The sequence below is a fragment of the Sphingobacterium sp. JUb56 genome (assembly GCF_014191365.1).
Lineage (GTDB): Bacteria > Bacteroidota > Bacteroidia > Sphingobacteriales > Sphingobacteriaceae > Sphingobacterium > Sphingobacterium anhuiense.
The window spans coordinates 504,309-517,109 of the sequence record NZ_JACHWL010000001.1 but is presented as its reverse complement, the minus strand read 5'-3'; the positions used below and the strand labels follow the sequence as shown (position 1 = coordinate 517,109).

Sequence of the window (12,801 nt, the reverse complement as noted above, 5' to 3'; positions counted from 1 at the left end):
TAAAACTGAAAGCCTTTTTTATTTTATAATAAATCTACCAAATACTTGTTGCACTAAGTATTTAATGATTATATTTGTTGTACTAAATATTAGCAATACAAATATTTTAAATGCAAGACGAAAAATTCAATCGATACTCTTTCATATTAGAAAGAACAGCAAAAAAAGTAAAACAATTTGCACAAAATTCTTTTACAGATAATGATTTTGATATCACCGTAGATCAGTGGACCATCATGAAGACACTTTATGAGAATGATAATCTATTGCAAAAAGAACTTGCTGAAAAATGTTGCAAAGATCAACCTACGCTCACCCGAATTGTTGATCTGTTAATAAAAAAAGGATTAACAGAACGAGTGATCCATCCCTCTGACAGGCGAAGTATCCACTTGCACCTAACAGAGGAAGGTCGAAAAAAAGTAGAAAACTACTCTCCCATCGTTTCCAGCATTCGCATGAAAGCTTGGGAAAATCTAACAGACGAAGACTTTAGTTCTTTCACACGTATTCTAGACAAAATTTATAATAACTTAAGTAATTAACATTTGATATGATAACAACAGACATATGTATTATAGGAGCCGGACCAGTGGGTCTATTTGCTGTATTTGAAGCAGGTTTGTTAAAGATGAAATGTCACCTCATTGATGTTTTACCTCAAGTTGGAGGTCAGTTGTCTGAAATATATCCGCATAAGCCGATATACGATATACCGGGCTACCCGACTATCCGTGCTCAAGAGTTGATTGACAATCAGATGAAACAGATCGAACCATTCAATCCCACTTTTACACTCGGCGAGCGTGTTGAAGGCTTAGAAAGGCAGGAAGATGGTTCATATGTGGTCGTAAGTTCAGAAGGAACACGTATACACTGCCGAGTTGTTGTTATAGCAGGCGGCTTAGGATGCTTTGAACCCCGAAAACCTGAACTTGCTAATTTAGTTAAGTATGAAAGAAAAGGTGTTGATTACATGGTCAGAAATCCAGAAACGTATCGTGACAAGAAGATCATCATCGCGGGTGGTGGCGACTCTGCTCTAGACTGGACGATTTACTTAGCCGATATCGCAAAGGAAGTAACATTAATTCACAGAAGTGACTCCTTTAGAGGAGCGCCAGACTCTGCCGAAAAGGTTTATCATCTAGCTCAAAAAGGGGCCATCAACCTCTTACTGTCCCACAACCTGGCAGATGTACACGGCTCAGATAGCTTATCGCATGTCATTGCAGTCAATAAACAAAAAGAAGAAGTCAAAATGGAAGCGGATTATTTTATACCGCTATTTGGGCTAACCCCAAAATTAGGACCTATTGCGGACTGGGGCTTAAATATTGACAAGAGTGCTATCGTAGTAAACACAGTTGATTATTCGACAAATGTAGAACGCATTTATGCTATAGGAGATATCAATACCTATCCAGGTAAATTAAAGTTAATTTTATGTGGATATCATGAAGCGGCATTAATGGCTCAAAGTGCTTTTAAATATGTGTATCCAGATCAAAAACTAAGCTTCAAATATACAACTGTTAATGGCATCAATACTTTTTAAATTATGGACAATATTATTGAAATAGAAATTGAAGATCGGGATGGAACTGTTCAAACAATCGAAGTTCCTACGGATGTCAACTTATCCGTAATGGAATTGCTAAAAGCATGCGATTATGAGGTCTTAGCTACCTGTGGAGGCATGGCACTTTGTGCAACTTGTCATGTTGAAATCAAATCTGGAGGTGAAAACTTGTCCGAACCTCAAGACCAAGAGCTCGATATGCTCGATACTTTACCCGATGCTAATGATGATAGCCGACTAGCATGCCAGCTGCGGTTAACAAATGAAAATAACGGCCTAAGTATTAAAATAAGAGGAGCATTACAGTAATAAATTATCAAAGTGTACTTTCTACACACTTTTTTTCATTTTTTGAGACAAGCCGTATTAATAAACCATGCAATTAATACGGTTTACAAAACACTGATTAACAAGGAGTAATAAAACAAGAGATATATTAAAAGAGTGAGTTATCAATAAATATGACAATAAAAAGCAAGTATATATAAAGATATTTTAGTTTTTTGAGTGAAAAATTAAGATATTTGCAGAAGGATTACAATTTTCCGAATATTTTATATAAATTTCAAATAATATGCTAAGCAATCGTTCAGATAGAAAATTCCCAAAAGTGGTCATTATTGGTGCTGGATTTGGTGGAATTGAAGTTGCTAAAAAGTTAAAAAATAAGGAAGTAGAAGTACTATTATTAGACAGAAATAATTTTCATACCTTCCAACCTTTAATGTATCAGGTAGCTACAGGTACATTATCTGCAGATTCGATCTCTTTCCCTATCCGTAAGATGTTCAAATCTCAGGAGAATTTTAGTTTCAGAATTGCAGAAGTTAATCATATTGACTCGTCCAACAAGACTGTTCAAACGAATATCGGTGATTTTGAATATGATTACTTAGTGGTTGCTACTGGAGCAACAACAAATTTCTTTGGAAATCAGCAAATTGCAAAATATGCGTTACCAATGAAAAGTATTCAAGAAGCTTTAAACATTCGGAGCTATGTGCTACAAAATCTTGAAAAAGCTGTTCAAATTGCAAATCCGGAAGATCGCAAATCATTTTTAAACTTTGTAATTGTAGGCGGTGGCCCAACTGGTGTTGAGCTTTCTGGAGCAATTGCTGAGATCAGAAATAATATTCTGGAAAAAGATTATCCAGAATTACGCAAGGAAGAAATGAATGTTTACTTAGTCGAAGGACAAAGTAAAGTATTAGCAAACTTGTCAGAAAAATCTTCTGAAGACTCTGAAAAATATTTAAAAGCATTAGGTGTTAAAATATTACTAAATGTTTCTGTAACGGGCTTTGATGGTACTGCAATCTCTTTTGGTGATGGTAGTGCGATCGAAACAAAAACAGTTATCTGGGGCGCAGGTGTTGCAGGACAATTTCCTGAAGGTTTCAAAAAAGAAAATATTCAACGCGGTAACCGCATTCAAACAGATGATCAATGTCGTGTGTTAGATATGGAAAATGTATACGCAATTGGTGACGTTTCAGCATTTATCACAGATGATTTACCACGTGGATTACCTGGTGTGGCACCTGTAGCACAACAACAAGGTAAATATGTTGCCAAGCACATTAGCAATGTGATGGATAACCGTTCAAATGAAAAATTCTCTTACTTTGATAAGGGCTCAATGGCGACAATTGGTCGTGCGAAAGCTGTAGTCGATATGGGTAAAATCCATTTTAATGGATTCTTTGGTTGGATTGTTTGGATGTTTGTTCACTTAATGTCTATTTTTGGTTTTAGAAACAAAGTAATTACCTTTATCAACTGGACAGTGAAATTTTTCACGAAGAACTCGGGTGTTCGATTAATTTTCTATAAATTCAATCAGCCGGCGCCAGAGGTAAAACAAGAAGATCAAGTATTAGAAAATAACTAAAATGGATAATAAGACAATTGCTAAAAAATTCAAGTTATGTAGCCAACTGATGGAATTACATAATGTAAACCCATTCAGAACAAAAGCAATTGCCAGTGCATCCTTTAAGTTAGATAAAATACCTTTTCTGCTGGAAACAGCTTCTTTAGAAGAAATAAGCAGTCAGCCCGGTATCGGGAAAAGCACTGCAGAGAAGGTGAAAAAATTAGCCGAAACTGGCTCGTTCGATGAGCTAGACGCGATGTTAAGCATTACTCCAGAAGGAATTTTGGAAATGCTTAACATAAAAGGCTTAGGTCCAAAAAAGATACAAATTATCTGGACTGAGCTCCAGATTGAAAGTGTTGGTGAGTTATTGTATGCTTGCAACGAAAATAGGCTCATTGAGGCTAAGGGTTTTGGCCTAAAAACACAAGAGGATATTAAAAAATCCATCGAATTCTCCATATCCAATCAAGGTTGGTTTTTATATGCAAGGGTATTATCCCATGCAAACAACTTACTAGCTTCATTACAAAAAAACTTATCTCCTACCCTGATTTCATTTACTGGAGATTTTAGACGAAAATGCGAAGTACTTAGCGCTGTTGATATCTTATTGGATACGGATAAACAAACTACTTTAGCTTATCTAAATGCGAATTATGCTGACAGTCTAAAGGAGGAACTTGAATACATTTCATTTCGAGATGAATTAGGATTTTCCTTTCATATTTATCTATCAGCAACAGCAGAATTTTACCAAAAGTTAATATTAACCACTGGTTCTAAAAAGCACTTAGAATTACTCGATCTAACTTTGGTTACAGCTTTAGGTTCTGAAGAAGAAATCTATGCTAAACAAGGCTTAGACTATATTGAACCTGAGCTTCGAGAAGGGCTGGATGAAGTGTTTTTGGCGAAAAACCATCAATTACCCAAATTGATCAATTTTGATGATCTTAAAGGAACTTTACATAATCACTCGACTTATAGTGACGGTGTGCATAGCTTAGCAGAAATGGCAAGATATACAAAGGAAGAATTAGGTCTTAGCTATTTCGGAATTTGTGATCACTCAAAAACTGCTGTATATGCCAATGGCCTACCTATTGAGCGGGTGCAAAAACAGTGGGAAGAAATCGATCAGCTTAATCAACAACTTGCTCCCTTTAAAATATTCAAAGGCATTGAGTCAGATATTTTATCCGATGGTTCGTTAGATTATCCAGATGAAATTCTTGCAGGTTTTGATTTTGTAGTTGCGTCCGTTCACTCTAATCTAAAAATGGATGAAGAGAAAGCAACTGCTAGACTGTTAAAAGCAATAGAAAATCCCTACACGACGATATTAGGACATCCAACAGGTCGCCTCTTATTAAGTAGATCGGGTTATCCACTGGATTATAAAAAAATAATTGATGCTTGTGCGACTAACAACGTTGTGATTGAAATTAATGCCAACCCGTTAAGGCTTGATTTAGATTGGAGATGGCATCGTTATGCCTTAGAAAAGGGTGTGCTTTTATCCATTAATCCAGATGCTCACCGCACGGAAGGCTTACTTGATATGCATTACGGGATATTTGTCGCAAGAAAAGGAGGATTAAGTGCTAAAAATTGCCTTAATAGCTTTTCATTAACAGAAATTGAAAGCTTTTTTAATAAAAAAAGCTAATAGATCTATTTCTTAAAAAAGATCCCATTTTTTTAAATAGGCAAATTATCTTATATTTAACACTTATATTAAAATTATAAGCGTTGAAAAATCTATCCTATTTAATTCTATTTCTTTTATTATCTCCCTTCCTTGTAAATGGGCAATTATTATCGGACAAAAATGAATTTTCCCGCAAAGATTCTTTAAGAGGTCAACTGACTCCCTTAAGAACCTGCTACGATGTCACCTATTATCACTTAGATGTTGATATTAATATTCCAAAACGTAGCATTGCAGGAAGCAATCTCATTAAATTTAAAACTATTCAAGATTTCAATCGCATCCAGATTGATCTTTTTGATAATATGGCAATTGATAAAATTCTTTACAGGGGTAAACAGCTAAAGTATACAAGAGAATTTAATGCGGTTTTTATAGATTTTCCAACGCAGATTAAAGCAAACACACTGGATTCTATTTTAGTGTATTTCTCAGGTACACCACATCAAGCCAACAGAGCTCCTTGGGATGGCGGATTTGATTGGAAAAAAGACAGCAATAACAAACCTTGGGTAGCGAGTGCAAATCAGGGTATTGGAGCAAGCTTATGGTGGCCCAATAAAGATCATCAGTCAGACGAACCCGATAGCGTCTTAATCTCTGTAACGGTGCCTAAAGAACTTATGAATGTTTCTAATGGTCGCCTCCGTAATACGGAAAGCATCGGTAAGAAGAAAACTAAATTCAACTGGTTTGTTTCCAATCCCATTAACAATTATAACATTGCAATCAATATTGGTGATTACGTACATTTTCAAGATAGCTTCAATGGTGAAAAAGGAAAGCTAGATATTGACTACTACGTACTACGTGAAAATATAGAGCGGGCAAAACCGCATTTCGAGGCCAATGTAAAACCGATGTTAAAAGCATTTGAATATTGGTTTGGCCCCTACCCTTTTTATGAAGACAGTTTCAAACTAATTGAAACATCTCATTTAGGGATGGAACATCAAAGTGGTATAGCGTATGGCAATCGTTTTTTAAATGGCTATTTGGGAAGAGATGGTTCTGGAACAGGATGGGGATTAAAGTGGGACTTTATCATCATACATGAAGCCGGACACGAATGGTTTGGAAATAATATCACAGCATCGGATATTGCCGACATGTGGATTCATGAAAGTTTTACCAATTATTCAGAAGCACTTTATATCGATTACTATTTTGGTAAAAAAGCTGGACAAGAATACATACATGGCAATCGAAGAGCAATTCAAAACAAAACACCGATTCAAGGACAATATCATGTTAATAATGAAGGCTCCGGAGACATGTACAATAAAGGTGGTGTACTGCATAACATGATTAGAACAATTATAGCAGACGATGATAAATGGCGATCTATTTTGAGAGGATTAAATGCTAAGTTTTACCATCAGCAGGTTGATTATGATGATATTGTCAATTTCATCAATCAAGAATCTGGTTTAAACTTCAACTCCATATTTGAGCAATATGTGAAGACAACTTTGATTCCTGTGTTATGTATTTCAGAGACAACAGATGGAAAAGTTCAGGCGAAGTGGAAAAATACAGTCGAAAATTTTGAAATGCCGGTCTATATTGGTACCGCAGATAATAATTTAAAAGCAATTAATATCACGAACAACGACCAAACATTAAATATTCACAATCTAACCAAAGAAAATATAAAGATTGACACTTTTAATTACTACATTGACATACAGAAAAATTAATTTCTGCATTAAAAACATAAGAAAATGCTTTAATTAACGTTTACTTGTTATCATCCTTAAAGCTCCGCAAAAGAGTTCTAAATTATCAATAAAAAAAATCAAGACTTACCTACAAAAACTAATAATTTTTAGTAGGTTTGCATATTCATAAAAAGTAGCTTAAAATACAGCAAATGGGTTTATTTAACTGGTTTACACAAGAAGTTGCCATCGATTTAGGTACCGCAAATACCTTAATTATCTATAATGACAAAGTAGTAGTTGATGAACCTTCTATTGTAGCCTTTGATCGTACGACAAACAAAGTAATTGCAATCGGACGTCAGGCAATGCAAATGGAAGGTAAGACACACGATAATATAAAAACAGTACGTCCTCTCCGTGATGGAGTTATTGCAGATTTTACTGCCGCAGAGCATTTGATTCGTGGTATGGTAAAATTAGTAAATAATGGTAAGAGTTGGTTTTTCCCTTCTTTAAGAATGGTGGTTTGTATCCCTTCAGGAATCACTGAAGTAGAGAAGCGTGCCGTACGCGATTCTGCAGAAATTGCAGGAGCAAAAGAAGTGTATTTAATTCATGAGCCAATGGCTGCCGCAGTAGGTATCGGAATTGATGTCGAAGAACCAATGGGTAACATGATTATTGATATCGGTGGTGGAACAACAGAGATTGCAGTAATTGCACTTTCGGGTATTGTTTGCGACCAATCAATCCGTGTTGCAGGAGATAACTTCGACTCCGATATTGTACAGTATATCCGTAGACAGCACAACATCATGATCGGTGAGCGTACAGCTGAGAAAATTAAGATTGAAGTTGGTGCAGCTCTTCCGGAATTACAGGATCCACCTGAGGATTTCGCCGTTCAAGGCCGTGACCTCATGACAGGTATCCCAAAACAGATCACCGTTTCATATACAGAAATTGCACATTGTTTAGATAAATCGATTTCTAAAATTGAAGAAGCAATATTGAAAGCTTTAGAAATTACGCCTCCAGAGTTGTCTGCTGATATTTACCAAACTGGTATCTACTTAACAGGTGGTGGTGCTCTATTGAGAGGATTAGATCGCAGGATTCAAGCTAAAACTAAATTACCGGTACACATTGCAGAAGATCCTCTTCGTGCAGTAGTGCGCGGTACAGGCATAGCATTAAAGAATATTGGCAGATTTAAGTTCTTAATGCAATCATAATTGCCACAACATAAAATTTTATATGCGATATAGTTGATTTTTCACTATATCGCTTCTTTATTAAATAGCAAAGTAATAATTATTAAACAATGAGAAACCTTTGGTTATTCCTTAGACGTTATAACGCTTTCTTTTGGTTTATCCTTTTTTTTGGATTTTCTATGTTTCTGGTTGTTACTAACAATACCTTTCAGCGTGCTAGTGCATTAAACTCTTCCAACACTATAATTGGCAATATTTACCAAAAAGTGAATTCATGGAAAAGCTACCTGTCACTAACAGAAACAAATGATCAACTTGTAAAAGAAAATGCAAGTTTGAGAACGCAGTTAGAAAACTATTTGACGACTGATACAGTCGCCATGGCTAAAAGACCGGTTATTGATAGTAGTGAATTTGGACGTTATGAGTTTATTATTGCAAGCGTTACAAATAATAGCATTCACCAAAAAAGTAATTATCTCACCCTAAATAAAGGTTCTTTAGCTGGTATTGAAAAAGGAATGGGCGTAATTGCTCCAAATGGTGTGGTCGGTATTGTGCTCAACGTAACACCGCACTTTTCGACAGTTCAGTCTCTACTTCATCCCGATACAAAAATATCAGTAACATTAGCTAATACAGATGTATTTGGTTCTTTAGTTTGGGGCAGCAACGTAGACTACCGTTTTGCAATGGTCAAAGAAATCCCGAATCACGTAAAAGTTAAGACTGCGGAAAAAGTGTTCACTTCAGGCTACTCTGGCCACTTTCCAAAAGGTATACTGGTAGGCGCAGTTGTGGAAACGGGAATATCTTCCGGAGACTCTTTTTTAGATTTAAGAATTCTCTTGAGTACTAATTTTTCAAACCTCCACCATGTATATGTTGTGAAAGACTTATTGGCAAAAGAATTAAAACAATTAGAAGAAACGAATCAGGATAATGGCTAGAATATTACTCTTTAATATCATTCGGTTTTTGGTACTTATTGCCATGCAGGTATTCTTGTTTAAAAATATCGGCTATTATAATCTAGCAAGTCCTTTTCCATATATTCTGTTTATCTTTTTGCTTCCTACCGGAATGCCGAACTTTGTATTATTTACAGTTGCATTTTTAACCGGACTTTCGGTAGATGTATTTTATGATACACTTGGAGTCAATGCCGCAGCTTGTGTTGCCTTAGCCGCCTATCGTGTATTTTTTATGAAAATTACAATTGAAAACGATATGGATACATTCATTACACCAATTTTAGGTGAAATGAATTTTAAATGGTTCTTTTCATATACTTTTTTCGGAACATTGATTCATCACTTTGTTCTTGTCACATTAGAAACATTCAGTTTCAAACAGTTTCAGTACACATTAGCGACTATTGGTTTAAGTTGTATCTTTACAATGGTTATCCTACTCATTTTTAGTTTTCTTTTCTATAAAAGAAAGAGTAGAATTTAGTAATTCCATCGCTTAAAAAGAGGATAAAAGAATTTATGAATAGTTTTTTTGCACGTAAATTTGTCATTCAAGGCATTATTATTAGTATAGCGTTATTAATAATAGCAAGGCTATTTTATCTTCAGATTATAGATGACTCCTATATACATTCTGCTAACAGCAATGTCATGCGGAAGGTTATAGTATATCCTGCACGTGGTGTTATTTTAGATCGTAAAGGTCAGGTTTTAGTACAAAATGAACCTGTATATGACCTCATGGTTACGCCAAGAGAAGCAAAAGATATCGATACGGCTCTATTATGTCAATTGATTGAAATTGACAAAGAAGGTTTCATTAAACGCATGGATAAAGCCCGTGCACACTCCCCTTATCGTGCCTCCATCTTTGAAAAACAACTATCATCCCGAACGTATGCCCATTTACAAGAGTATTTGTATCGATTCAGAGGTTTCTATGTTCAAAATAGAACTGTGCGAAATTATCCGGATAGTATCGCAGCACAGTTTCTGGGCTATGTAAATGAGGTAAACGAAAAAGACATTGAGAAGTCGAACGGCTTTTATCGTCCAGGAGATTATATCGGCCGAAGTGGTGTTGAACGCTCTTATGAAGATTTATTAAGAGGAAAAAGAGGGGTTAAAAACCTCATGGTCGATGCCCTAAATAGACCTAAAGGTGTATTTATGGAAGGACGCTATGATACTTTGGCAGTTTCTGGGGAAGGTCTAGTATCTTCTTTAGACAAAGAACTTCAGATCTTGGGTGAAAAACTGATGAAAAATAAGTTGGGATCTATTGTCGCCATTGAACCTTCCACAGGAGAAATTCTTTCTTATGTAAGTAGTCCCAGTTATAATCCAAATGACATGGTCGGTCGTGAAACAGGTAATAATTTAATGAAATTATTAAATAATGAAAGTAATCCCTTATTTAATCGTCCAATTCAAGCATCTTATCCCCCAGGCTCTGTATTTAAGGTTGTTGCGGCCTTAACTGCTCAACAAGCTGGCGTTATTGATGAGAACACCTCTTTCTTTTGTCCACACGGTTATAGCTATGGCGGCGGAAGAGGATTTATGCGCTGTACCCATTACCATGGAGCAACTTCTTTGATCAGATCCATTCAAGTCTCTTGTAATACTTATTATGGGTATACTTATGCCAAAATGATTGATTCAAGAGGCTTGTCAGGACCGAAAGCATACGATCTATGGTATGAGGCAATTTCCAAATTTGGTATCGGTCATAAATTAGGTATTGATCTACCAGGCGAAAAAGGAGGTTTATTATATAAATCTGACCATTTTACTAAAAGTTATAGAAACGACAAGTGGCGTTCATCTTTTAATATTTCATTATCGATTGGTCAGGGAGAAATGGGCGTTACTCCACTCCAGATGGCAAATATTATGGCTATTGTAGCAAATAGAGGTTTTTATTACCGCCCTCACCTTATTAAAGGTATCGGAGATAAAAAGATCGTGAAGAAAGAGTTTACCGAAAAAATATCAGCAGGAGTAGATGCTAAATATTATACTCCGGTAATAGAGGGATTAAGCAGAGCAGTAAATATGGGCGAAGGAACAGCCTTCGCAAATAGAATTGCTGGTATTGAAATGTGCGGAAAAACAGGAACAGCACAAAACCCCCATGGTAAAGATCATGCTGTATTCTTTGCATTTGCCCCTAGGGATAATCCTAAAATTGCCATTGCCGTTTTTGTTGAAAATGCCGGTTATGGTGGTGTATGGGCTGGCCCTATTGCTAGTATGATGGTTGAAAAATATATCAAGGATACAATCACAATGCCGAAGCATATTCAAGATCGTATTTACAATGCTAATTTTATGCCTGCTCCAAAAGCAGACCCAAAGAAAGCAGATTTGAAGAAAACAACGGATTCAACTAAATCTAAAAAAGATACCACAAAAAACGTTAACCATATTGCTGCAGTAATGCCAAAGGAAACAATTGTCCACCATAGTGCTGTAAGGAGAAATCATGAATAACCAAAAAAGTAGTTTTTTCGGAAAGATAGACTGGTTAACCATTATCTTATGGTTGGCTTTATGTATAATCGGTTTATTTAATATTCATGCGGCAGTATATGATCCGGAAAATCCCGGATTGTTTGATATGGCAACAAGATATGGTAAACAGTCCATGTATATTGCCTCAGCTTTGGTATTAGGAATAACAATACTGATTATCGATGCAAAATTTTTCAGTTCAGCATCTCCTGTTATCTACGCTTTAGTTATTCTATTATTGATTGCAGTATTAGTTGTAGGGAAAAACGTGGGGGGAAATCAAGCTTGGATTGATCTAGGCTTTTTCAGGCTTCAACCATCCGAATTTGGAAAACTGGCAACCTGTCTCCTCTTGGCCAACTACCTAAGCTCTCAAAGCAACAAAAATCCAAATATGCATACTTTAGCCATCGGTGCTGGTATCGTATTATTCCCCGTATTCCTAGTAATGCTTCAGCCTGATACCGGTTCTGCTCTAGCTTTCTTTTCCCTCATCTTTGTATTCTATCGAGAAGGATATGTCAATAACAGCTTACTTATTTTCGGAGGACTCTGTATTGTCTTATTTGTTATGGCACTACTCGTAAATGCATGGATATTAATTGGCATACTCGCTTTAATTGCCGGCTTTTTCATGTGGACGTTTAGAAAAAAGCGGAAAAATTTAATTAATATAGGAATTCTTTTTGCCGCTTCGTCTGTATTCATATTATGTGTGGATCTTGTCTACAATCATGTTTTACAATCTCATCAAAGAAATCGTATTGATATCATCCTTGGGAAAATGGACGATCCACGAGGACAGGGTTACAATTTAAATCAATCTAAGATAGCAATTGGTTCTGGACAATTTTGGGGTAAAGGCTATCTTCAAGGTACACAGACCAAATACAATTTTGTTCCCGAGCAAAGTACAGATTTTATTTTCTGTACAGTGGGTGAAGAATGGGGATTTGTCGGCTCTACATTTTTAATAGCGATATACTTAACATTATTGCTCCGCATCATTCATATAGCAGAACGACAGCGATCTGCTTTTGCAAGAATTTATGCTTATGGAGTGGCTTCCATCCTATTTTTTCACTTCTTTATTAATATAGGAATGACAATAGGAATTGTACCTGTCATTGGTATTCCATTACCATTCATAAGTTATGGAGGATCTTCGTTATGGAGTTTCACCATTTTACTCTTCATCATGCTAAAATTTGATTCAAATAGAAAAGGAGTTGTTTAATACAACTCCTTTTCTAT

At 35.9% G+C, this 12,801-nt stretch carries 11 protein-coding genes; all 11 read left to right on the top strand.

The features are described from left to right. Positions 1-110 precede the first annotated feature (110 nt). The 11 genes from FHR29_RS01860 (at position 111) to rodA (ending at position 12,784) form a co-directional block, all read left to right on the top strand. A complete protein-coding gene (locus FHR29_RS01860; RefSeq protein WP_132772649.1) occupies positions 111-545 on the top strand; it encodes a MarR family winged helix-turn-helix transcriptional regulator in 435 nt (144 codons plus the stop codon). An 8-nt stretch (positions 546-553) separates the two neighbouring features. Then, the gene (locus FHR29_RS01855; protein ID WP_183912029.1) at positions 554-1,558 is read left to right on the top strand and encodes an NAD(P)/FAD-dependent oxidoreductase; all 1,005 of its coding nucleotides are present in this window, start codon (positions 554-556) and stop codon (positions 1,556-1,558) included. Between the two features lie 3 nt (positions 1,559-1,561). Next, positions 1,562-1,891, top strand: a complete 330-nt coding sequence (locus tag FHR29_RS01850; RefSeq protein ID WP_183912027.1) for a 2Fe-2S iron-sulfur cluster-binding protein — start codon at positions 1,562-1,564, stop codon at positions 1,889-1,891. 265 nt (positions 1,892-2,156) lie between these two features. Then, the gene (locus FHR29_RS01845) at positions 2,157-3,476 is read left to right on the top strand and encodes an NAD(P)/FAD-dependent oxidoreductase (RefSeq protein ID WP_168127451.1); all 1,320 of its coding nucleotides are present in this window, start codon (positions 2,157-2,159) and stop codon (positions 3,474-3,476) included. Position 3,477: 1 nt separating this feature from the next. After that, positions 3,478-5,133, top strand: coding sequence for a DNA polymerase/3'-5' exonuclease PolX (locus tag FHR29_RS01840; protein ID WP_183912025.1), 1,656 nt, complete (start codon positions 3,478-3,480; stop codon positions 5,131-5,133). Positions 5,134-5,216: 83 nt separating this feature from the next. Beyond that, on the top strand, positions 5,217-6,875 hold the full coding sequence (locus FHR29_RS01835; protein ID WP_183912023.1) for a M1 family metallopeptidase: 1,659 nt from the start codon (positions 5,217-5,219) through the stop codon (positions 6,873-6,875). Positions 6,876-7,048: 173 nt separating this feature from the next. Further along, positions 7,049-8,074 (top strand): rod shape-determining protein, encoded by a 1,026-nt coding sequence (locus tag FHR29_RS01830; protein ID WP_021191193.1) that lies wholly within the window; start codon positions 7,049-7,051, stop codon positions 8,072-8,074. An 89-nt stretch (positions 8,075-8,163) separates the two neighbouring features. Then, positions 8,164-9,006, top strand: coding sequence for a rod shape-determining protein MreC (gene mreC, locus FHR29_RS01825; RefSeq protein WP_132772637.1), 843 nt, complete (start codon positions 8,164-8,166; stop codon positions 9,004-9,006). Further along, positions 8,999-9,514 (top strand): rod shape-determining protein MreD, encoded by a 516-nt coding sequence (locus FHR29_RS01820; protein WP_132841317.1) that lies wholly within the window; start codon positions 8,999-9,001, stop codon positions 9,512-9,514. The genes mreC and FHR29_RS01820 overlap by 8 nt, the downstream gene beginning before the upstream one ends. Before the next feature lie 35 nt (positions 9,515-9,549). Further along, positions 9,550-11,526 (top strand): penicillin-binding protein 2, encoded by a 1,977-nt coding sequence (gene mrdA, locus FHR29_RS01815; RefSeq protein ID WP_183912021.1) that lies wholly within the window; start codon positions 9,550-9,552, stop codon positions 11,524-11,526. Then, positions 11,519-12,784, top strand: coding sequence for a rod shape-determining protein RodA (rodA, locus tag FHR29_RS01810; protein ID WP_183912019.1), 1,266 nt, complete (start codon positions 11,519-11,521; stop codon positions 12,782-12,784). Before mrdA ends, rodA begins: the two co-directional genes overlap by 8 nt. The last annotated feature ends 17 nt before the right edge of the window (positions 12,785-12,801 follow it).